Consider the following 21,342-nt stretch of genomic DNA (forward strand, 5'->3'; position numbering starts at 1 on the left):
ATATTGTAGAAGGTGATTTTTATTTTATGATGCTTGCTTTCCTTTATCTGCATCATCTACATACCAGATGAATTTGCCTGTATATCCGTAAATAACTGCTAAAATTAACGATACGAAGCTTAACCACATAAACGGAACGTATGAGAACGTTGCTACACCTAAAATACCCGCCATAAAAATACCATTATCAGACCATGGAACCATACCTGAAGTTAACGTTCCACCTACTTCTGAGTTACGCGCTAATACACGACGGTCTATTTTTAATTTATCATAGCTATCTTCCATAATTTTTGGTGTTAAAATTAGTGATACATACATCGCACAACCAAATATATTAGCTAAGAATGCCACGATTAATGTAGACAATGTTACATTACCTGCAGAATTTAATTTCTTCTCAAATTTTGATACGATTACTTTTAAAACACCTAGTTTTTCAAGTAATCCACCAAATCCTAAACCGAAAATAATAACAGCTACTGAGCCAAGCATGCCGTTAATTCCACCACGGTTTAATAACTTGTCAACAAACTCAACACCAGATTGAATTGAGAATCCGTTATAAGCTGTTCCAATCGCCTCTCCAAAGTTCATCCCTTGGAAAAGAGTTGCCCAAATTGCACCAATTAAAGCTCCCATTGCAATTGTTGGCATAGACGGTTTCTTCATCGCTAATAGAACGATAACAATGACCGCTGGAATAAGCATCCATATTTTAATATCAAATTGCTTTAATAAAGCTTCTTTTAAAAATTCTACTCGATTCAAATCTACATTATCGCCGCCATACATCCAACCAGCTACAGTAAACATAATACTAGTAATAATATAAGCTGGAACATCTAATACGAGCATAGCTCGAACGTGAGCAATAACATCTACTTTCGCCATAGAAGCTGCAAGAACTGTGCTATCAGAAAGTGGTGATAATTTGTCGCCGAAATAAGCTCCTGAAAGAACTGCACCAGCAACAAGCGGAAGTGGTAAACCAAGTCCTTCACCAATCGCCATCATAGCAATACCTGCTGTTCCCACTGTTCCCCAAGACGTTCCTGTTGCGATAGAAGTTATAGAACAAATAATTAATGTTGCTAATAGGAATATGCTAGGGTGAATAAATTCTAATCCATAATAGATTAATGTTGGTACTACCCCACCAGCAATCCACGTTCCAATTAAAGCACCTACTGCAACTAAAATCAGTATTGCTTCTAATCCGTTAGAAATCCCTTTCGTAATTGCATCTTGCAATTCTTGATAACGAAATCCTAATCTTAATCCAAGCGCAATTACTAAAAACCATGAAATAAATAGCGCTAATTGAATTGGGAGATCAAAAATCGTTTGGAAGGAAAAGACAACAGCAAGAAATAGTAATAAAAGAACTATGATTTCTAGCATCGATGGTAATCTTACACTTTTCATTTTTTTCTCTCCTTACAAGTCGATAACATGACGTATGTCGTCTTACATGTATGTAATATACAATTAGCGAAGACAAAACAAAATTTTCATATTATTTCGATTTATTTTTCCAGTATAATATATTCACAACCCTTTCTATTGTAAAAGTAGATTACGTTTTTCGCAATGAAAAATATAAAAAATGTTGTATTTTTATTTATCCCGATATTTTCGGCCAATAAGACCTCCGCCTTAAAATTCAGTAAGCGCAAAGCACTTAGATAAGAAATTAACTACTGTAAAATTCCGAATTGATATGAACGTATTAAAGCTTCACTTTATTTACAAAGAACAATCCCATACTAACTTTTTTAATATTTGCTGCAACAAAACTTTTTACAACTATCTTCACTTTTTAATTAACACCATTATTTTCTACACAAAAAATAGGGCACACATCATTAAAATGATGCATGCCCTATCTTTATTTATACATATTTTGTATTTCTTCTTTATTTTTAAGTATTTCCTCAAACTTATCACTACAACCCTTCGGAAATAACACTCCCAGTCCATATGAATGCGCAAATTGAAAATGAGGGTACTTCGCTTTTACCTCATCCCAAAACTGATATACGCCGAAATCACCACTTCTAACTTCAATATCATGAAATAATACAATACCGTTTTTCGCGACTTTCGGTAGCCATGTGTTATAATCGTGAGAAACAGCTTCATACGTATGATAGCCATCAATATGCAAAAGATTTATCGTTTCATCTTGAAACTGGTCTACAGCATCATCAAAAGTAGATCGAATTAAATTTCCTATATTAAGGTAGTTATCGCTCACTACTTTTTCTACTATTTGAAAAACCCCTTCTCCATATGGACCTGTATGCCCATCTCCAGCCCAAGTATCTACTGCAAAGCATTTAGTCGATAACCCTCCATCTTTTACTCCCTGACAAAAACTGAAGAAAGAAGCACCTAGATGTGTACCTAACTCAACTAAAGTTTCTGGTTTTTCAAATCTTACTAAGTCATATGCAAAATCTAAATGTCCACTCCACGCAGATTGTGACCGAATAATAGGACTAAATGTTTCAAATTCAAATGATGGTTTATGAGTAACCCAGTTCATCGCATAACTCCTTCTGCACATATTTTTAACAAACCAAATTACTCTTATCTTTATTTTTTTATCGCCATGATTATGATTCTATTTCATGAAAATATGAAGAATTTATTCTTTTCTATTGAGGTAAAGCGTCATATACATATGGTTCAGTTGGCTTATCAATTTTCTCGATTTTGTTTACTTTTACAAGTGGAAAGACTGTTCCTTTATATGTCGTTTCATCTAATAATCCTGTTATTTTCACCCATGTTTCTTTTGGAATTTTCCCAACGTTTTTCCCGGTAACAATCATCCCCCAGACTGATGCATCCGCAATACAACAAGTTATGCCATATCGAGCCACTACTGCTTTATTACCCGTCACATCCTTATCATTATATATAAACCCTGAGAATATAATTTCTTTCCCTTTAAACCCTTTTACATCTTGACCAATTATACTCATTGTTTGAACATAATCCTTATCCTCTACTTGTAGTTTATGCTGTCCTAACATACTTTTTACTACTTGCTCTTCCGTTTCATAAGTCGTTGATAAATTTGATGTTTCATCTGGATCATCGAATACCTCTCGCCCATCAAAATCATCCTGTTTCCCCTCTTTTTCGTTCCCTTCCATACTTCTCGCCTGTACACTTTGATTCATACCCCTTTTTCCTGCTAAACTTCCATCAATTGTTACATTTCCAAATAGAAAAGCACTAATAATCGGAACAACAAATAAAACATATACAAAGAAACTTTTCATCCCTGATTTTAATGCTGTATGATGCTTACAACAATTACAATCATCCTCTTTTTCTCCCCCATCTCTCCAAACTTGTAAAGAACCAAGAAGTAAAATCACTACAAAAGCTATATACGTAAATTTAATCATTTTTGGAGCGATAAAATTATAAATATTCCCTGTTACAAGTAGTTTAAATAAGAGCATTGCTAAACCAATTAAAATAATGCCACGAATATAGCGATGATATGCCTTCTGCTCCTCTTTCTCCATTCTTTCTCACCTCCTATAACATTATAATTTGCAGGATGGTATACACAGATACAATGACAATTCCCATTAAAAAGAATACAAATTTCTTTTGAAAATATGCAAATAGCATTAACGTATTTTTCATATCAAGCATCGGCCCAAACACAAGAAATGCGAGAAGTGCCTTTACTGAGAAAACATGTCCAAAAGATGCCGCTATAAAAGCATCGGCTGCAGAGCAAATTGATAAAACATAACCAAATCCCATCATAATAAAGGGGGCAATTACTTCGTTATGTGCTACTGCATCCAGTACATTCCGATCAAAAAACGTTTGAAATACACTTGCTAAAAAAGCACCAATCAATAAATACTTACCAGTATCAAAAAACTCATCTACAGTGTGATTCATAACATCCTTCCAACTCTTTTTTTTGCTTGTTTGAACTGAAACCTCTACGTCTTTTAAAACATTTCTTTGGCGATAGCAATAATACACAATTAGACCTATGAATAGAGCAACTAAAATTGTTATCCCAAAGCGTGCATATACAACATAATCATTTTTTTGAAACGCATATACAGTAGATAAAAAAACGACTGGATTCATAATGGGTGCACTCAGTAAAATAACAATGCCTACATGAAGTGGTAACCCCTTTTGAATGAGCCTTCTTACAATTGGTATAATGACACATTCACACATTGGAAAAAGAACTCCCACAAATACTGCTGGAATCATTGCAACAATCGGAGATTTCGGCATTACTTTTTGAATCATATCTTCCGTCACAAACACTTGAATAAATGAAGAAACAATTACCCCTAATAAAATAAAGGGTATTGCTTCAAAAATGATACTTAAAAATACTGTATTCACATTCAACCATTCCTGTGGTATATTTTTGTGCAAATTTGCTAGACTTGTAAAATCTACAAAAAATAATAAAAAGAGAAACATAGCGATAAGAGCTATGCCTACTAATTCTTTTGAAACTCTATTAAAGACCAAGCTTCTCGCCTCCATTTTATTTATATGTAAACATGTGCTTGTCCAAATGCTTCATACTACAGCACAAATTTTATAGTCTATTTCTATTCTCAAATCGTAATCATTATGATTTATTATTGATTTTTCTTTTTCCATCGTTTAATATAAAACGTAATCATTACGATTTAAAGGGGAGATCATTTCATGAAAAAAGTACCTATCACTGTATTAAGTGGGTTTTTAGGATCTGGAAAAACTACCTTACTACATCACATTTTGACTAATAAGAACAACTTAAAAGTAGCTGTTATCGTTAATGATATGAGCGAAGTAAACATTGATGCATCTCTTATAAAAAAGGCTGGTTTTTCACGTACGGAAGAGAAATTAGTAGAAATTCAAAATGGTTGCATCTGCTGTACACTACGAGAAGATTTAATGATAGAAGTGGATCGTCTTGTTGAAAATGGTGATATTGACTATATTATTATTGAATCTTCTGGTATAAGTGAGCCTATTCCAGTTGCTCAAACGTTTACTTATACAGACGAAGTTCTTAACATTGATTTAACGAGAAATTGTCGCCTCGATACGATGGTTACAGTTGTAGATGCAAATAGGTTTTGGGATGATTTTGCAGATGGAGAAAGTTTATTAGAGCGAAAACAAGCAATCGATGAGAATGATACCCGGGAAGTTATTGATTTATTAATAGATCAAATTGAGTTTGCAAACGTAATTATTCTTAATAAAATAGATTTGCTAGAAAAAGAAGATGTGATAGAGCTTCATCATTTACTAAAAAAATTAAATCCTAATGCAAAAGTTCTTAAATCTTCGTTTAGCAAAGTACCATTACAAGAAATTTTAAACACAAATCTATTTAATTATGAAGAAGCCAGTCAATCGGCCGGCTGGATACAAGAATTAAATAGTGAACATCATACACCGGAAACGGAAGAATACGGTATCAATTCCTTTGTTTACCGTCGCAAATATCCTTTCCATCCCGAGCGCCTTATGAATTGGCTAGAAAAATGGCCTTTAGATGTTGTAAGAGCGAAAGGATTCTTCTGGCTCGCATCTCGTAATAATATGATAGGGCTTCTATCTCAAGCAGGTTCCTCTATTACAATTCAAGGAGCCGGTGAATGGATAGCCGCATTACCTGAAACTGAAAGAAATCAAATGATTGCAGAAGAACCAGAAGTATTAAAAAACTGGGACGAGCGATATGGAGATCGAATAACTGAGCTCGTATTTATCGGTATTGATATGAATCGTTCTGTGATTGAACAATCATTAGATGATTGTCTATTAACAGAAAAGGAAATGGAACAAAAGTGGAATACATTTATTGATCCTATTCCGGCTTTTACTTATACTTCATAATAATTAATAAAAGGCTTCAGTAGAATGAAGCCTTTTTATTTTATAGCACTCTTATTTAATAGGTTTGCTTTAATTATAAATACAACTGTACCTAAAACAATTAATATAGTATATATGTTACCAACTACATCACCTATTTTTTCTAAGCCAAGCGGTAATATTATAGTAGCAACTCCGACTATATAAGAAAATGCTCCTGAAAGCTTCACTAATTTATTTTTATCTCCAACAAACGTTTCTTCTTGATATCCTGCTAACAAAAACAACCTCTAAAGAACAGCACCCTATTATTCAAGCGCTACAAAAACAAGATGAAAAACAAATGGAACAAATGGAACAAATGATGTCTCAAAACTGGCTCCGTCCCATGAAAGAAATATAAAAAATGATTTCTATGAAATAATAAAGCTGGCTACACAAAAGTGTAACCAGCTCCTTATTTACTAATCTATGTGCTATGCCTGAATATTTGCGTAATCCTCAATATCTTCATACTCTTTTTCTAATTCCTCTAAAGACAGCTCGTATAATTGTCGGTCACGAATTTTAAACACACCTGCTCCAATTAACTCATCAATTAAATGCCTCTTACGATTTTCAACAGCAAAACGGAGTTGACTACTCATCTTTAAAAAAACTCCTTTCCACGATCATTGAAAATGATAATCTTTATCAATTACCACTTTTGATTATAAAAGATGACTCTTTATAAGTAAAGTAATTTCATGAAATATTTACCTGGCAAAGTATTTGTGGCCACATTATATATATGTATGCCGTGCGAAAAATGTTATGACACATTTTCTTATCCTTTTTCTTTCATACTTTGCAGGTTGTCTCACTATGATTAAATTCACCATCTATTTCTACTTGAATGGTGACATGTTCTACATGAAACTTCTCCTTTAATACATCCGTAGCCTCTTTTAATACATTTTGCGTTTCATCACCTTTAATAATCAAATGGCAAGTTAATACTTGAAAATCAGATGTGACAGACCATATGTGCAAATCATGAACTTCTTTTACAACCGTAATATTTAATAATGTACTTTTTACCTCTTCAACATTTATGTGCTGGGGTGCACCTTCCATTAATATATGGACGGTATCACGTGTTACACGCCATCCACTAATAATGACTAAAATAGACACAAGAATACTAGCAATCGCATCAGCAACCGTCCATCCGAAAAATTTAATACATAGCGCTGCAATAATCGCTCCGACTGATCCTAATAGATCGCCTAATACGTGGAGGAAAGCACTTCTTAAATTCAAGTTCCCCTTCACATCTCCGCCTCTCATTAATATCCAAGCTGATAAAATATTAATAAGCAGACCAAGTACAGCAATAATGAGCATCCCATTACTAGCAATCTCAACTGGTTCTTTAAAACGGCGGATTGCTTCAATAAAAATGTATACCGAAATGACAATAAGAACGACACCGTTACATAATGCTGCTAACATTTCGACTCGCTTATATCCATATGTTTTCGCAGTTGTTGCTGTTTTTTCTCCGAGCTTAAACGCAAGTAAACTTAAGGCTAAAGATACCGCATCACTTAACATATGCCCCGCGTCAGATAATAGTGCTAAGCTATTTGTTACAAATCCACCAACAACTTCTGCAATCATAAAACTTGTTGTTAGTAGGAAGGCAATTAGTAACGCCTTTTTATTTTTTGAATGACCATGATCATGCGAATGTCCCATACGAATACTCCTTTAAGTACAATATCTGTATGTTAGTATGAAACAAACTCCCCATCTTTATCCCGAATTGACTGATTGTAAACGCCCGCTTCCTCTGTATACACACTTCGCTTCTTTTTAAACAATCCCTTTTTCTCAAATAAAACAAGACTACTTCTTTTTTATTTTCATATTGTTTACTAATGAAAGAATTTTTAAGGAGGTTACTAAAATGAAACGTTTATTTCTCTGTATGGAACGTGAACTTGTTGTAGTGAAAGAACAATATGATGACTATGAAACGACTTACCACTTACAAAATATGCAACCTACCTGTATCGCTGTTGATCCATTTCAAAAAAATCGTGTATATTGCGGAACATTTGGACGAGGTCTATGGTTAAGTGACGATAGCGGGGATTCATGGAGACCAATTGGAGATTCTTATCGTTACTTTGATTTTCCTAAAGAAGATGGTATTTTGCACTCCTCTATCACTTCCATAACAATAAGCTCAAATGAACAAGTTAACGGATATGGTGTCGTTTATGTTGGCACAGAACCGAGCGCTTTATTCCGCTCTGAAAATGGTGGTGAAACGTGGACTGAACTTAAAAATATGAAATCATTATTATCTTCTTATACGTGGGCATTTCCGCCTAGACCTTTTACCCATCACGTACGCTGGATTACAGTTGATCCAAACAACCCTAATACAATACACGTTTCAATCGAAGCTGGTGCTGTTATTCAAAGTAATGATAAAGGGCATACATGGATCGATAAAAAATTCGGTGCCCCTATCGATGCTCATCAATTACTTATGCACCCTGAAGCACCAAATCGCCTTTATGCATCATGTGGTGACGGATTTATGGGCGGACCTGATCGTGCATATCTTGAAAGTTATAACAATGGAAACAGCTGGATCTCATGCAGTGAAGGACTTGAACATCATTATTTATACAGCATGGCTATCGATCCCGCTGATTGCAATACGATTCTCGTTTCAGCTGCACCGAGTGCTGATCTCGCTCATCACCATATTCCTTATGAATCTTATATTTATCGAAAAACGAAAGATACTCCTTTCCAGCAAGTACAACAAGGACTACCATCCGCAATCGGTACAGTCATTTCGATGTTTGCGACAAACAAGGCAGAACCACATACGTTTTACACGTTAAATAACAACGGCGTGTTTCAATCCAATGATAGCGGCGAATCGTGGGAACAACTAAACATTCCGTGGAAAGATGAGTATAAAACGCAGCATCCACATGCGTTACTCGTAACTAGTTTTTAGCGAAAAGAGAGACTGCCTAATGTTTTTAGGCAGTCTCTCTTCTATTTCTTTAAATCAATTACGATATCATCTAGAACAATATCTTTACTCTTCGCTTCTTTTTTCGGCACTTCAATTTTCTTCTCTTTTCCATTCACATACTCCACTCCACCATGATTTTCAGGTGTATGCACTCGCAAATTCACATGAGGCGTAACGATAAGCTTTGTAGCATTTTTATTCAATTTTTGGAATGTAGTACTCCAACTACTTTTATGTGGTTCTGCTACTGTACCCGTTCCGCCATTTCCTTCACCAGCGTATTGATTTCCTAAATCATCTTTTATTTCTAGCTCAACATCTGCACTATCCCATATGCGCCTTAATGCCTTAGATTCTTCCTGATTATAAAAAACGATAAATGACATAGGTGTTACTTCCATTTTGTCTATATTTACTTTTATACCTTCTTTTTCGGAAATCCCATTAACTTTTATATCCTTACTATCCATCGCCTTTAAAGTAAGAGCAAAATTCCAATTCCCTTTTATTGATTTTTTTTCTTCGTACATATTAATTGATTCCATATTCCATCTAACATTTGCAACGTCCATTCTTTTACTACCAAGATCACTTGTTGTAGTCATACCTACATATTTTTTATCTCCTACTTTCGTAGTTTTAGAACTTCCAGCCGCACCATTAGACATGCTTACTTGCGGGGAACCAAATATGCTCGGATGCTCTCCTAAATCTTTTTCACTTTCGATAGAATACGTTATCGTTACAGTTCTCCCATCAAACACAGCATCATTAATTGTAACCTTAACCCCATTACTCTCTCTCGTCATATTCAATTCAGTCGAAAACTCTTTATAATTTTCATGTAGCCCTGTTCTACCATTATCTAAAAATCGGAATATATCTCCTACTATAGGAAGACCTCCAGCATAGGTTGGAAAACCAATACCAAGTGTTGCAACTGATAATCCTACTAAAATAGATGCAGCAGCGACACCTTTTTTCCAACTTTTCATCTTTTTCTTCGTACGTATCGATTGTTTTACATTACGCTTCACTTTTTCTTTTTCAATTTCAGAAGCCTCAATTTCCTCTAGTTCTTTTTCATCTATATCAATATCATTTAATAGTTCATAAATGTCTTTCATATTGCACTACCTCCAAAACTAATTTTCGTAGCATTTTGTTGTAGTTTCTTTTTCCCCCGGTACACTCGATTATCAATTGCTGCCCGAGTTAATCCTAACTTGTCACCTATTTCCTCTGTCTTCATACCAAGTAAATATTTCATAATGAATACCTTTTGATCTAACGGTTCTAATTGATTAATGAGCTTCAATAATTCTTCCCTATCTTCCATAACGATTAATTCGTCTTCTGCTGATTTTTCTGTACTGATATGAAACTCATCTGAAATAATTTCTACTTTTTTAGTCGCTTTTCGGTAATAATCAATTGCTTTAAACTTTGCAATCGCTGCAATCCACTTTTTAAAATCACTCGGCTCTCCATGGAATTTATTTGCGTTATTCCAAATGGAAAGAAATATATCGTTTATACATTCCTCTATGAGTCCATCATTTTGAATTGGAAGTAGAACTTTATGCGTGATCCCCTTTATGAGTGGTAAGTATGTATCGACAACAAATTCTAACGCGCCTTCTTTTTGCCGCTGTAATCTTTTTATAAAATTTTTCTCATTTGATTTCATGTAGCGATTCCCCTTATTGTTTTGTAAAAGCTTTTACACCCTATATAACGTCTGAAGAAATTTTTTCTCTCATCTTTTTTATTTTTTGTATGTAATGGAATACTTCCCCTTAGCCATTGTCTCACATGACTATGCGTTCAAAGAAAATTTTCTCAAGTCTACAATTTAATTCATGTAGTACACTATTTATATAGTCATTCTTTAATTTGGTGTACATTTTATTTCATTAATATATTTTTTAAATTAGGAGATGAGATGTGTATGTGTGGAATTACAGGTTGGGTAAATTGGAATAAGGATCTCTCCAATGAACATGTTATTTTAGAAAAGATGGCAAATAGTATCCAGCATCGTGGTCCTGATGCTGAAGGATTTTGGTTTTCACCTCGCGCGGCCTTTGCACACCGACGTTTAATTGTTATTGATCCAGAAGGCGGGACGCAGCCGCAGACATTTCGTGCTGGTGATTATACGTATGCTCTTACTTATAATGGAGAAATTTATAATTTCCGTGAACTGAGAGAGCAACTTCAAAAATGTGGTCATACATTTGAAACCCATTCAGATACAGAAGTATTACTACATGCTTATTTAGAATGGAAAGAAGACTGCGTACGACATTTAAACGGAATTTTCGCTTTTGCATTATGGGATGAACAGAAGCAACAATTGTTTTTAGCACGAGATCATTTAGGTGTAAAACCGCTCTTTTTTACAGAAAGAAATGGCAGTATTATTTTCGGCTCTGAAATTAAAGCATTATTAGCGCATCCATCTGTCCCTGCTGAAATTGATGCGGATGGAATAAATGAAATATTTGGATTAGGCTTATTTCGCACTCCAGGATGTGGTGTGTTTAAGCATATTCAAGAAGTACGTGCTGGACATTCTATAACATTTACACGTCATAAAAAAGTAGTTACGAAGTATTGGAATTTAGAAAGTAAGATCCATACAGACTCTATAGAAGATACATCTTCGCATATTTTATCTATTTTACAAGATACAGTAAAAAGACAATTAATTGCCGATGTTCCTCTCGTTTGTATGTTATCAGGCGGATTAGACTCTAGCGGTATTACTGCACTTGCAGGTAAAGAATTTGCAGAGGAGCACGAAACACTTCACACGTATTCAATCGACTTTTTAAATAGCGCCAAAGATTTCGAGCTGACATTTGCTCGCACTGGCTTAGACGCTCCTTGGGTAAAACGTGTTTCCGAACATGTAGGGACATCGCATCATGACATTATTGTGAATGCTGAAGAATTAGCAAATCACTTATTCGTTCCCCTCCATGCGAAAGATTTGCCAAGTGCAGGCGAAATGGAAACTTCACTATATTTACTATTTTGCGAAATGAAAAAAGATGCAACCGTAGCTTTATCTGGTGAATCGGCTGATGAAGTATTCGGGGGATATCCTTGGTTTCATCAAGAAGAACTACTGTATGTAGATAAGTTTCCATGGTTAACAAACTGGAAAAACACATCTTCTCTATTATTAAACGAAGTAACAAAGCAATGTAATCCTGAACATTATATCAATAAAAGATTCCATGAAGCTGTTCATGAAGTACCTACTCTTGAAGGGGAAAGTAAAAAATCCGCGAAACAACGCCAAATGTTTTATTTATTTTTAACGAGATTCCTTCCTTTCTTACTTGACCGTAAAGATCGTATGAGTATGGCTGTTGGTTTTGAAGTTCGTGTACCGTTTTGCGATTATAGATTAGTTGAATATTTATGGAATGTTCCTTTCAACATAAAAAGTATTGATAATATTGAAAAAGGCATTTTACGTAGAGCACTACATCCAGCTTTACCTGACGATGTACGCAATAGAAGAAAAAGCGCTTATCCAACTTCACAAGATCCACACTACTTAAAAACAATCCGTAATTTAACACTTGATATGTGTAGCAATAAAAACAATCCTATTTTCTCACTTATTAACCATTCCATCTTACTTTCAATTGCTGATCAAAGTAATAAAGAGATTAACAATTTTGAGGCAAGAAGTGCCATGGAGTATATGCTACAAGTAAATGAATGGTTGAAAACATATCATATTCATATTGCTTAACAAAAAAGAGTTCAAGGATAAAAACCTTGAACTCCTTTTATATTAATTAGCACATTGTTTATTATCAGTATCAATAGACCATCCAATAATCGTGGCACAATCTCTACCTTTCCACTGCAATACATTTGTTAATACGGGCTCAATCTGCAAGCAACTTCCGTCGTGTAATATTTCTACTAAAGATTGATCATCATCAAACCTTCGTTTGTCACACTCTAAAATACCATCTGTTGCCATTACAATGTGATTCATTCCTTTTTCTAATCCTCTTACACCTGACGTAAAGCAAGGTGTATTTGCTGCAAAAATATTTTTCCTACCAATATATTCGTAATTTTTCCGTTTATTTAATCGTCCTTTTCCATTTTTCGTTTTCTCAGAATGGAATAAATACGCGAAACAATCACCAACTGATAACCAATATAAAAATTCGCCTTTTCGTAAACAAATTAAGCAAGCGAGTTCCTCATCATCTTGATCACATTTTTTAATAAATAACTCATCTGTAAATAACGCTAATAAGTACATATGTGTATGATGAAAAGCTAAATGTATTGGATATGAGAATAACTCTTTTAGTTTTTCTTTTCTTGCCGAAATCGCTTCTATTATATAATCTATATTTTTTGTTTTGTGATGTGTATCAAAAATCATAACAAATTCAAATTGTAATTCAGGATCCCACCAAGCAAGCACCGCATCTCCTCGTTCATATGCATCACTCTCTTGATTCCCCCCATATACGCCGACTGAAAGAGGACCACATTTTTCAACATGTATTTCATCTACATACATCTGTTCATGACTAATCCATTTGAATGTATTCACAGCTATCATCCTCTCTCTTGCTAAATGTATACCTTTACACATAGATTACCTTATATTTCAATAAAAATAAACTTTTTCAACATTTTTTATCCAAATAAAAGGATTTTATTTCTAAAATAACGAATATATCTTACTATACGATATAAAAAGGGGATTTATTATTATGAACAACATTAATCAACATTGGGAGAGCATTTATTATCACTTACGATACGAATACGAGGACAACCTTTCCCACCAAGCAATTCGTATTTTACAAATCGTTTCTCGTGAGAAAGATATAACAATTGGAAAAGTCGCTACTGAGCTTAGTCTTTCTCATAACACAGCGTCTGAACACATAAAGCGCCTTATTCAAAAGGGCTTCATCGTTAAAGAGAGAAATAAACAAGATGAAAGAGTGGTAAACCTTACATTAACAATTGAAGGGATTGAAGTATTAGAAAAACATACTTTACTGGATAAAGAAAAGATAAAAATATTAGAATCACAGTTATCAAAAGAAGAACAACAATTAATTGAAAAAGCATTTTCGTTATTAGCGAAGGAGGCAAAATATGCATTTCCTCGTTAAAGTAATCGTTTCGGCACTTATTATCGGCGTTATCACTGAAGTTGCTAAACATTTCAGTACGATAGGTGGCTTTATTGCTGCCCTTCCACTCGTTAGTTTACTTAGTCTATTTTGGATTTCATTCGAAGGCGGGAATAAACAAGAATTAAGTCAATTTGCTTTAGGGGTATTATATGGATTCCCCGCATCAGCACTACTATTATTTATCGTCTATATTGGTTTAAAAAATTCATTTACACTTAGTACATCTGTCCTACTCGGTATAGGTGTTTGGTGTATCGTTTTTGCTTGTCAAAAATTATTTCAAGCTTAGGAGGAATTAACATTCATAAATTTGTAGAAATAATGGGGCAAAATATAGAAGTACATATAAAAGGAAGTGGTAAACAAACTGTAGTCATTCAAACCGGAATGAGTTGCTCATTTTATGATTGGTTTCCTATTATAGAAAAGCTTTCAGAGTACTTTACAGTCGTTTCATACCATCGCCCAGGTTACGGAAAAAGTGATGTAGGCCATCAGCCGCGTACAATAAGGCAAGTTACAAAAGAGCTACATATGTTACTAAACAAACTAGCTATTCAAGAGCCATTTATTCTAATCGGTCATTCCTACGGAGGATTATGTGCACAACATTTTGCGATGTTACATGAAGATAAGCTGCAAGCACTTATTTTAGTTGATTCTACTTCGATGAACTTACACCGTTTAGATGAACTTCATTTACCAATTTCTGATCAAACTGATTCTGATGATGTTTGGTTTCAAAAATATAATATGTATTCCAAAATGGATGTAGACACACTTTATAATGAACTAAAATCTATGCTCGCCAATCAATCAAAACAGCAAATTGAATTCTCTACCTCCGCCTCATTATATAAAGCGACAGCTTCTGAACTATCTGAGTGGAAAAACTGTGCTCTCTCACTAAAAGAGCTATGTAAAACATTAGAAATACCATTAATCGTTATCGGTAGAGATCCTCAATATTCTATTACTCAATTGACTAATGGTGGCATGCCAAAAGAGGAAGCAACACAACTTGAAGCAATGTGGCAAGAACTAATTCATGAACAATTACACCTCTCAACTAACAGCCACTATATTCTTGCCCAACATGCTAGTCACGGTATAGAAAATGATCGACCAGATATTATTATTGAAGCAATTCATTTCTTACAAATCAAAAAAGGAAGCAACTAAAGCTGCTTCCTTACTTATCTTCTATTCATAATCTTCTTCATCATCGATTTCTTCGTAATATGAACTACCATTACTTACATATATAGGGCCATTCGCAACATCAATACGTAGTACCCACGCCCATGGCACAGCTAAACGTTTATGTATCGCTCGCCAAAAGCTCATTGATTTTCTTTCGTACTCCTGGAACTCCTGAAGTAACTCTTTGTAGGAGGAACCGTCTAACTGAATATTTGCTTCTAACAAACGAGAATGAGCATAGTACTGTAACTCTAGTTCAGCAGCAATTTCCATTTCTTCTTCCGTTGCCATACCAATAATTGTTCCATCTTCTGGTGCAATTTCATATACGTTTTGAACTTCAATAAGCCCTTCTTTCTCTTTCTCAAACATGTAAACAGCCTCCTTTAACATATATTTTTTATGTTACAAAGTCATACTTCTACAATAACTTCTCTGTTTCCTCTTTTTTTGATAAACTTTTACAAAATATTTAACCGATGACCTGTTTTCTCTATTCTTTCAGCAGAAATGAAGCGATTTTTATCAAAATTTAATTTATACACATCAGGCATATGAAGTGTTTTCCAAAACTCAAAATCATATTTCGAATTAAAATAATTCATTAGTAATACCATAATATTCCCATGCGTACCTATTACAATGTTCTTACCTTCATATTGTTTTAATATATTTTGCATACATATTACAGCGCGCCTTTGTGCGACATCACTCGATTCTCCGCCTTCGTATGCAAAACTCCAATCTTTCCACACATTCTGCATAGCAACATTAAAATCTGCTACTGGCTCTGTACTCAATAATCTTTCACGCAAATCTTCTTCTGTTTGTATTAATAATTTATATGTATTCGCAATTCCTTGTACAGTTTGGATCGCTCTTTTGTACGGACTAGAAATAACAACATCAATATGTTTATCTTTTAATAAATGCGTTACATTCTCTGCATCACAGTGCCCTTTTTCAGATAAAGGTCGTTCCCTTTCTTCTTTTGTATATGTAGAGTGGGCATGGCGAACGAAATAGATTGTCGTCATTTATTCATCTCCCTTTTCCGTTTTTATCCAAATTCAATACATTACCATCAAATCCCTTTACCTTTATTATAAGTACTGTCAAATTTAAATGTTGATTTTCATATTAATAAAAGGGAAACACCTCATATGGTATTTCCCTCAATTAAAATAGACTACATCCAATTAAATACTTTATCAATTTTATTTCTATCGTATTCTAATATCCAATCATTATATGTATTATAAATATCCCTAATTGTATCAGGAGAGATAGCTAATACATCACAACCTCTATCATCATAAACGTGAAATATAGTATTCTTGTTAACATTTATAAAATACACCCTATGAAAAATACTCGGTTTTATTCCCATATCTTGATTACAAATTGCTTTTAGCATAGGAATGTATGTAAAGTCAGAGATTTCACATTTCAAAGTATATCTATGTGTTTTATATGCTCCATCTTCATCTTCATCTGGAAAAACATAAGGGATTGTATTTTTCTGTAACTTAAACAAATCGGACTTCTCTTTGACATACTTAGAAAAGATATTCAATTTCTGTTTGAAAGTTTCACCGTTTGCATGGTCATTTACATCCACTACAATATAAATATCATCTTTTGTTGAATGTAAAGACTGAAATAAAGTAATCGTCCTTTTATAAACGCCTTCTAAATATAGACAATTTTCATAAATGTTATTACAATCATAGTCCACACCTAATCTAAAACGAATACCAATATCCCAATTATAAAATAGAGGTGGTCTAAGTTCTAAATTCGGAAACGTTTCAAGCATATACTCATTCAACCTCATCTCAATACCTACCTTTAATAGCATGTTGTTTACATAATAAAATTATTTCATTATAATTTATTTCTAAACTCTTCATCTGTTATAGCATCTTGAATAAAATAATTTATATTATTTCTCAGCTTTTGATATACAGCTTGATTTTCTATATCGTTAAACATAATGACAGCTTCTATCTTATTACCTTTCTTATCTGTACTATACAAACTTTTGGTCAATACGAATGCGGTAGATCCACCTTTTTGCCCCGCAAATTCTAACTTACTATTATTAACTGTTCCTTTGAAAATATTCTCGATTTCTTCTTGCATTAATTTAGGAAAATAATTTCTACTATTTATTTTTTCCATTATACTCATATAATCTTTAGCGTTTGCACTCACTAATCGATCTGACCAAATTCGCTGAAATTCCATATCTACCTTTAATGGAATTTCACGTTTTTTCCATTCTTCTTCATCTTTCATCCATTCATGAATTTGTAACACATGTTTATTATACTCATCTTTTGACATGTTACGTAACGTTTTTAATGACTGATTTTCTGGCACATGAAGTTCTTTTTCTACGTATCCTCTCATATATAGTGCAGCCGTATAAGAAGTGAACTTATCATGACTAGTAAGCTCTAACTCTTTTATACTTTCATTTACTCTTTCTATTCCAAGCTTATCTAACAAATATGTTGTATTTGCATTAGAACTATAATGAATCATTCCTTTAGCGACTTCTTCTAAAGCGATTTGTCTATTTTTCACTAATTCTCTCACTTTGGCATCTTCTAACCAGGTAGGATGCGCTCCACCATCAGTATTTTTAACGTAATATTTTTCTAGCTCCTGCAATGAAATTTGTTCATCTCGACTTATTTTTCCTTCTGACACTTGCTTAGCAAATTCAACTGCTATTACGATTTTTGCCGTACTCGCTAATGGCAATTTTTTATTTTCATTTATAGATGTTAATACCTCACCATTTTTTCTAATCAGTAATGAACATGTCTCATCGTCTTTATGTTCTTTTATATACGTTAATACGTAATCAGAATCTTTTTTTGACAAATAATACTTCATTATGACAAAGAAAACTATAACTGCTACTATGATCACTCCTGCAACAATTCCTATAATCTTTAATATGTTCACAATGTACCTCCTCTAACAAATTTCCTTCTATATCATAATTATACCGAACTAAATTACAAAATTATACAAAATAGAATAACTCTTCCTACACATAAAGAATTATTATTTTATTTCACACTGTATTGCACGAAAAAAATCTCATGAATATGTCTAACATTCACATAACAAAAAAACATGCTTTCATGATGAGAGCATGTTTTGTGATATTCTTCACATTGTTTCGTTAAAAAATTATCTTTTTATTTACCATGATGTAACATTAAATCACTAAGTTCTTCTTCAATGTGATTTAATTTCGCAACGCTTTCTTTCCATTTATGAATATAACGTGAAACCCCAACAAAAAACAAAACAATAATTGTGGAAAGAATAATACCATATACGATTGCTACAGTACTCATAGTTACACTTCCTTATAATTAGTAATGTGGTTATTAGTTATATTTTTATTATAAACCTTTTTCTTTTAAAATACTTCAATTTCAACTTTTTGTAACAAAATTGATTTTTCTAATATTTCATTCGTAAAAATGGCATATTTTTCACAAATTATACAAAACTTCACCATATGTACTATTACCATATGAGTTATATTATTAAATAGAATAAAGGGGATGATTACTATGACGACTTGGTTTATTGTAATGTTAGTTGTATTTGGGGCATTTAAAATTATCGTTTCTAGCCTTCCTAACACTGTTATTGAATCCATTATTAGCAAGTACGAAACACATCCAAAACTTGAAGAAGAGAATGTGACTATTACAATTCACGGAAATAACGTAGAAGGCGAACAGAAATCAAAAATTATTCATGATTTTAACGAAGGTTTATTTTTAGATCGCTATTATGCACCACCCCATAATGAAGGCACTCCTTTAATTATCAATGCAAAACGTGGTAAAAAAGATTTCACATTTTATATTTACAGTCATGAAGAGCATGTTGATGTTGTAAAACAATATAAAAAGAAGGTAGTTGCTTATAGTTTACGCTCTAAAAATCTTCAAAATAGTGATATGTTCGTGTCAGCTGATTTGTATAGTGATAATAAAGTTATTGAATTTTGACTAAAAAAGATAAGAGGCTTACTACATTCTATATGCAGCAAGCCTCTTTAAAGTTGTTTCAAATTATATCCATCTGCTTATGTAATGCTTAAAAAATGAATAATACAGTTGTTTACTTCTTATTGAACTAACGCCCCCGTTAGTTTAAGTGTAACTCTTCACAATTATTTCATATTATATAGGTAAATAGAAAGATAAATTAGAATTTAGTTTATAGTTATAAAAATAAGTTATTTATATCCGTATAATTCTTCAAAAGGAGAGTGTATGAAAAAGACTATTGTTTTTGTATTAACTATATTTATATTATTCCCAGGATTCGCAACACAAAGTTATGCGTTGTCAGATTCGAAATCTGAGGCAATACAAGCATTGCTAGATGATGCCCGTCGTACATCAGGTGTGCCTGGAATGTCAATCTCAATACTTGCTGATGGTGAAGTGTTCTACTTTTCTTCTGGGTATGCGGATCTTGAAAAGGGATTGTCTGCAAGTGAAAATACACTCTATGAGTTGGCCTCGGTGAGTAAAGCTTTTACTGGTATGGGGATTTTGCTATTGGAAGAGCAAGGGCTGCTATCAATGACTGACCCTATCCAAAAATATTTACCTTGGTTTACGTTAAAGTATCAAGGTAAACCTGTTGATATGCAAAACCTTACACTAAATAACTTTCTTCACCATACCAGCGGCCTAACAAATATTAGACATATTCAAAATATTCCACAAGGTAATACGCCTGATATGTTGCAAAAGACCGTGGAAAAGCTGGTAGATGCAGAATTGGCGTTCTCTCCCGGTGAACAATATAACTATGGAACCGTTAATTATGACGTATTGGGTTTGGTTATTGAGATTGTATCACGACAAAGCTATGAAGACTTTATGAAGGAACAGGTATTTATACCCTTAGGTCTTCACCAGACGTATGTTTATAAAGAAGATGCTCAAGCCACTGGACAGTTAGCACAGGGCTACCGTTCTTCCTTTTTTATAACAACTCCATTTAACGCTCCGGATTATGCTGGGAATAAACCTGCCGGCTATATCATTTCTAATACAAAAGATATGGCGCGTTGGATGGGCATACAGATGGGTATTGTGCAGGACATACCCGAAATATTTCACAGGGCTATCGAAAAATCACATAGGGGTGATATGTCTGTTTCGGCTGTCAATGATATGTATTATGCGGCAGGTTGGTCGGTAAACGCCGAACAAACGTTTATAGAACACACTGGGGGTAATCCAAATTTTAGTACCGAAGTAGCCATACTGCCAAATGAAAGAACAGCCATCTGCTTACTGAGCAACGGCGCAAATACCAATATAAACCTGGTACTAAAAGTTAAAAATATATTAAACGGCAATCTAACTCAGTCATATGAGATAAGCGGCACACAGCTTTTGGACATCATTTTGTCGTCTACCACAATTATTCTTTGCCTATTAGCCGTTCTGTTATTTTTCTTAGGATTAAGAAAAAGGAAAACGAATGAGCAGCAGCCAATGACAAAAAAGAGAACAATCGTAACAATTATTTTCCTAATCGCTACGATTGCCCAGTGTATAATGTTTTTTGCCTTCGATTGGTCAACGATACTTATTTGGCAAACATATAGTGTTCTTACAGCTTTAATTTCGTCAACATTATTAACAGCAAGCATTACTTGGTTTGTATATACTCACCGATTAGATGCCTCGGTCCGAAAATAAGTATAATGTTAAGTAAATAAATCCTAATTTATCGATATTTTTAATTTAAAAAACAGAAGACACCTCGGTGTCTTCTTTAATGTCATCGACACTTCTCCTAGTTAAACCCACTTGCTATTTCTTCCACTAACCTGCCTCGTTAGTAGAAGAAGGATTTTTAAACAACTATATTATTTTTTAAATGACTTTATTGTAAATTAAACAACTTTATTATCTCTGTACATGATTTAGCTTAATA

General features: G+C 33.6%; 24 protein-coding genes and 1 pseudogene. 9 read left to right on the forward strand and 16 right to left on the reverse strand.

The window, feature by feature from the left end:
- Window positions 1-24: 24 nt before the first annotated feature.
- The 4 genes from nhaC to N2V92_RS26240 form a co-directional block, all read right to left on the reverse strand.
- Window positions 25-1,428 carry a Na+/H+ antiporter NhaC gene (gene nhaC, locus N2V92_RS26225; RefSeq protein ID WP_000843986.1) on the reverse strand — a complete coding sequence of 468 codons (1,404 nt, stop codon included), beginning with the start codon at window positions 1,426-1,428 and terminating at the stop codon, window positions 25-27.
- Window positions 1,429-1,891: 463 nt separating this feature from the next.
- Window positions 1,892-2,551, reverse strand: coding sequence for a class I SAM-dependent methyltransferase (locus N2V92_RS26230; RefSeq protein ID WP_001104666.1), 660 nt, complete (start codon window positions 2,549-2,551; stop codon window positions 1,892-1,894).
- A gap of 112 nt (window positions 2,552-2,663) precedes the next feature.
- Entirely contained in the window at window positions 2,664-3,548 is an 885-nt protein-coding gene (locus tag N2V92_RS26235) for a TIGR03943 family putative permease subunit (protein WP_000409942.1), read from the reverse strand.
- Window positions 3,549-3,561: 13 nt separating this feature from the next.
- Window positions 3,562-4,554, reverse strand: a complete 993-nt coding sequence (locus tag N2V92_RS26240) for a permease (RefSeq protein ID WP_003277678.1) — start codon at window positions 4,552-4,554, stop codon at window positions 3,562-3,564.
- A gap of 168 nt (window positions 4,555-4,722) precedes the next feature.
- Here N2V92_RS26240 and N2V92_RS26245 point away from each other — a divergent pair, with 168 nt between their 5' ends.
- On the forward strand, window positions 4,723-5,910 hold the full coding sequence (locus tag N2V92_RS26245; RefSeq protein ID WP_016077889.1) for a GTP-binding protein: 1,188 nt from the start codon (window positions 4,723-4,725) through the stop codon (window positions 5,908-5,910).
- 35 nt (window positions 5,911-5,945) lie between these two features.
- Here the strand turns inward: N2V92_RS26245 and N2V92_RS26250 are convergent, their stop codons facing one another.
- Window positions 5,946-6,176 (reverse strand): hypothetical protein, encoded by a 231-nt coding sequence (locus tag N2V92_RS26250; RefSeq protein ID WP_102981840.1) that lies wholly within the window; start codon window positions 6,174-6,176, stop codon window positions 5,946-5,948.
- An 8-nt stretch (window positions 6,177-6,184) separates the two neighbouring features.
- On the opposite strand from N2V92_RS26250, the pseudogene N2V92_RS30080 reads away from it, so the two are divergent.
- A pseudogene (locus N2V92_RS30080) lies at window positions 6,185-6,292 on the forward strand (GntR family transcriptional regulator); the annotation flags it as partial.
- A 73-nt stretch (window positions 6,293-6,365) separates the two neighbouring features.
- Here the strand turns inward: N2V92_RS30080 and fbpA are convergent.
- Both fbpA and N2V92_RS26260 read right to left on the reverse strand, forming a co-directional pair.
- Entirely contained in the window at window positions 6,366-6,536 is a 171-nt protein-coding gene (gene fbpA, locus N2V92_RS26255) for a Fur-regulated basic protein FbpA (protein ID WP_000098300.1), read from the reverse strand.
- Between the two features lie 193 nt (window positions 6,537-6,729).
- Entirely contained in the window at window positions 6,730-7,629 is a 900-nt protein-coding gene (locus tag N2V92_RS26260; RefSeq protein WP_000510030.1) for a cation diffusion facilitator family transporter, read from the reverse strand.
- 211 nt (window positions 7,630-7,840) lie between these two features.
- On the opposite strand from N2V92_RS26260, the gene N2V92_RS26265 reads away from it, so the two are divergent.
- A complete protein-coding gene (locus N2V92_RS26265; RefSeq protein WP_000825316.1) occupies window positions 7,841-8,914 on the forward strand; it encodes a WD40/YVTN/BNR-like repeat-containing protein in 1,074 nt (357 codons plus the stop codon).
- 41 nt (window positions 8,915-8,955) lie between these two features.
- Here the strand turns inward: N2V92_RS26265 and N2V92_RS26270 are convergent, their stop codons facing one another.
- Together N2V92_RS26270 and N2V92_RS26275 are read right to left on the reverse strand one after the other, a co-directional pair.
- On the reverse strand, window positions 8,956-10,062 hold the full coding sequence (locus N2V92_RS26270; RefSeq protein ID WP_000653118.1) for a DUF4179 domain-containing protein: 1,107 nt from the start codon (window positions 10,060-10,062) through the stop codon (window positions 8,956-8,958).
- Complete coding sequence (locus N2V92_RS26275; RefSeq protein WP_000840029.1) at window positions 10,059-10,625, reverse strand: sigma-70 family RNA polymerase sigma factor; 567 nt, start codon at window positions 10,623-10,625, stop codon at window positions 10,059-10,061. The genes N2V92_RS26270 and N2V92_RS26275 overlap by 4 nt, the downstream gene beginning before the upstream one ends.
- A 261-nt stretch (window positions 10,626-10,886) precedes the next feature.
- Here N2V92_RS26275 and asnB point away from each other — a divergent pair, with 261 nt between their 5' ends.
- Complete coding sequence (gene asnB, locus N2V92_RS26280) at window positions 10,887-12,710, forward strand: asparagine synthase (glutamine-hydrolyzing) (RefSeq protein WP_033668884.1); 1,824 nt, start codon at window positions 10,887-10,889, stop codon at window positions 12,708-12,710.
- A gap of 42 nt (window positions 12,711-12,752) precedes the next feature.
- On the opposite strand, the gene N2V92_RS26285 is transcribed toward asnB, so the two are convergent.
- Window positions 12,753-13,580 carry a protein phosphatase 2C domain-containing protein gene (locus N2V92_RS26285; RefSeq protein WP_002083203.1) on the reverse strand — a complete coding sequence of 276 codons (828 nt, stop codon included), beginning with the start codon at window positions 13,578-13,580 and terminating at the stop codon, window positions 12,753-12,755.
- Window positions 13,581-13,701: 121 nt separating this feature from the next.
- Here N2V92_RS26285 and N2V92_RS26290 point away from each other — a divergent pair, with 121 nt between their 5' ends.
- Genes N2V92_RS26290 through N2V92_RS26300 form a run of 3 tightly spaced genes read left to right on the forward strand, consistent with a single transcriptional unit; the run spans window position 13,702 to window position 15,318 of the window.
- Entirely contained in the window at window positions 13,702-14,112 is a 411-nt protein-coding gene (locus N2V92_RS26290) for a MarR family winged helix-turn-helix transcriptional regulator (RefSeq protein WP_001059787.1), read from the forward strand.
- Entirely contained in the window at window positions 14,096-14,425 is a 330-nt protein-coding gene (locus tag N2V92_RS26295; protein ID WP_000545623.1) for a DUF3147 family protein, read from the forward strand. Before N2V92_RS26290 ends, N2V92_RS26295 begins: the two co-directional genes overlap by 17 nt.
- Complete coding sequence (locus tag N2V92_RS26300; RefSeq protein ID WP_002083200.1) at window positions 14,386-15,318, forward strand: alpha/beta fold hydrolase; 933 nt, start codon at window positions 14,386-14,388, stop codon at window positions 15,316-15,318. Before N2V92_RS26295 ends, N2V92_RS26300 begins: the two co-directional genes overlap by 40 nt.
- 21 nt (window positions 15,319-15,339) lie before the next feature.
- On the opposite strand, the gene N2V92_RS26305 is transcribed toward N2V92_RS26300, so the two are convergent.
- The 6 genes from N2V92_RS26305 to N2V92_RS26330 all read right to left on the reverse strand — a co-directional run bounded on the left by N2V92_RS26305 (window position 15,340) and on the right by N2V92_RS26330 (window position 18,901).
- The gene (locus tag N2V92_RS26305) at window positions 15,340-15,711 is read right to left on the reverse strand and encodes a hypothetical protein (RefSeq protein ID WP_000461779.1); all 372 of its coding nucleotides are present in this window, start codon (window positions 15,709-15,711) and stop codon (window positions 15,340-15,342) included.
- Window positions 15,712-15,800: 89 nt separating this feature from the next.
- Window positions 15,801-16,376 (reverse strand): histidine phosphatase family protein, encoded by a 576-nt coding sequence (locus tag N2V92_RS26310; RefSeq protein ID WP_000208260.1) that lies wholly within the window; start codon window positions 16,374-16,376, stop codon window positions 15,801-15,803.
- 152 nt (window positions 16,377-16,528) lie between these two features.
- Window positions 16,529-17,158: a DUF3885 domain-containing protein gene (locus tag N2V92_RS26315; protein WP_000894372.1), complete on the reverse strand. Its 630-nt coding sequence runs from the start codon at window positions 17,156-17,158 to the stop codon at window positions 16,529-16,531.
- Window positions 17,159-17,226: 68 nt separating this feature from the next.
- On the reverse strand, window positions 17,227-18,318 hold the full coding sequence (locus N2V92_RS26320) for a serine hydrolase (RefSeq protein ID WP_016077891.1): 1,092 nt from the start codon (window positions 18,316-18,318) through the stop codon (window positions 17,227-17,229).
- Between the two features lie 239 nt (window positions 18,319-18,557).
- Window positions 18,558-18,719 carry a hypothetical protein gene (locus N2V92_RS26325; protein ID WP_000108702.1) on the reverse strand — a complete coding sequence of 54 codons (162 nt, stop codon included), beginning with the start codon at window positions 18,717-18,719 and terminating at the stop codon, window positions 18,558-18,560.
- A 65-nt stretch (window positions 18,720-18,784) separates the two neighbouring features.
- Window positions 18,785-18,901, reverse strand: a complete 117-nt coding sequence (locus N2V92_RS26330) for a hypothetical protein (RefSeq protein WP_002011946.1) — start codon at window positions 18,899-18,901, stop codon at window positions 18,785-18,787.
- A gap of 40 nt (window positions 18,902-18,941) precedes the next feature.
- On the opposite strand from N2V92_RS26330, the gene N2V92_RS26335 reads away from it, so the two are divergent.
- Both N2V92_RS26335 and N2V92_RS26340 read left to right on the forward strand, forming a co-directional pair.
- Entirely contained in the window at window positions 18,942-19,388 is a 447-nt protein-coding gene (locus N2V92_RS26335; protein ID WP_000214590.1) for a YfmQ family protein, read from the forward strand.
- Window positions 19,389-19,655: 267 nt separating this feature from the next.
- Window positions 19,656-21,104, forward strand: coding sequence for a serine hydrolase domain-containing protein (locus tag N2V92_RS26340; protein WP_016077892.1), 1,449 nt, complete (start codon window positions 19,656-19,658; stop codon window positions 21,102-21,104).
- Window positions 21,105-21,342 lie beyond the last annotated feature (238 nt).

Origin of the sequence: Bacillus sp. CH_48, assembly GCF_038008465.1 — a bacterium.
GTDB lineage: Bacteria > Bacillota > Bacilli > Bacillales > Bacillaceae_G > Bacillus_A > Bacillus_A thuringiensis_S.

Coding starts and splice junctions, on each gene's coding strand:
- N2V92_RS26335 (WP_000214590.1), top strand. CDS start 18,942: ATGACGACTTGGTTTATTGTAATGTTAGTTGTATTTGGGGCATTTAAA.
- nhaC (WP_000843986.1), bottom strand. CDS start 1,428: ATGAAAAGTGTAAGATTACCATCGATGCTAGAAATCATAGTTCTTTTA.
- N2V92_RS26310 (WP_000208260.1), bottom strand. CDS start 16,376: ATGACGACAATCTATTTCGTTCGCCATGCCCACTCTACATATACAAAA.
- N2V92_RS26290 (WP_001059787.1), top strand. CDS start 13,702: ATGAACAACATTAATCAACATTGGGAGAGCATTTATTATCACTTACGA.
- N2V92_RS26270 (WP_000653118.1), bottom strand. CDS start 10,062: ATGAAAGACATTTATGAACTATTAAATGATATTGATATAGATGAAAAA.
- N2V92_RS26275 (WP_000840029.1), bottom strand. CDS start 10,625: ATGAAATCAAATGAGAAAAATTTTATAAAAAGATTACAGCGGCAAAAA.
- N2V92_RS26340 (WP_016077892.1), top strand. CDS start 19,656: ATGAAAAAGACTATTGTTTTTGTATTAACTATATTTATATTATTCCCA.
- fbpA (WP_000098300.1), bottom strand. CDS start 6,536: ATGAGTAGTCAACTCCGTTTTGCTGTTGAAAATCGTAAGAGGCATTTA.
- N2V92_RS26235 (WP_000409942.1), bottom strand. CDS start 3,548: ATGGAGAAAGAGGAGCAGAAGGCATATCATCGCTATATTCGTGGCATT.
- N2V92_RS26245 (WP_016077889.1), top strand. CDS start 4,723: ATGAAAAAAGTACCTATCACTGTATTAAGTGGGTTTTTAGGATCTGGA.
- N2V92_RS26295 (WP_000545623.1), top strand. CDS start 14,096: ATGCATTTCCTCGTTAAAGTAATCGTTTCGGCACTTATTATCGGCGTT.
- N2V92_RS26325 (WP_000108702.1), bottom strand. CDS start 18,719: ATGAGTACTGTAGCAATCGTATATGGTATTATTCTTTCCACAATTATT.
- N2V92_RS26260 (WP_000510030.1), bottom strand. CDS start 7,629: ATGGGACATTCGCATGATCATGGTCATTCAAAAAATAAAAAGGCGTTA.
- N2V92_RS26230 (WP_001104666.1), bottom strand. CDS start 2,551: ATGAACTGGGTTACTCATAAACCATCATTTGAATTTGAAACATTTAGT.
- N2V92_RS26285 (WP_002083203.1), bottom strand. CDS start 13,580: ATGTGTAAAGGTATACATTTAGCAAGAGAGAGGATGATAGCTGTGAAT.
- asnB (WP_033668884.1), top strand. CDS start 10,887: ATGTGTGGAATTACAGGTTGGGTAAATTGGAATAAGGATCTCTCCAAT.
- N2V92_RS26330 (WP_002011946.1), bottom strand. CDS start 18,901: ATGGTAATAGTACATATGGTGAAGTTTTGTATAATTTGTGAAAAATAT.
- N2V92_RS26240 (WP_003277678.1), bottom strand. CDS start 4,554: ATGGAGGCGAGAAGCTTGGTCTTTAATAGAGTTTCAAAAGAATTAGTA.
- N2V92_RS26265 (WP_000825316.1), top strand. CDS start 7,841: ATGAAACGTTTATTTCTCTGTATGGAACGTGAACTTGTTGTAGTGAAA.
- N2V92_RS26315 (WP_000894372.1), bottom strand. CDS start 17,158: ATGCTTGAAACGTTTCCGAATTTAGAACTTAGACCACCTCTATTTTAT.
- N2V92_RS26305 (WP_000461779.1), bottom strand. CDS start 15,711: ATGTTTGAGAAAGAGAAAGAAGGGCTTATTGAAGTTCAAAACGTATAT.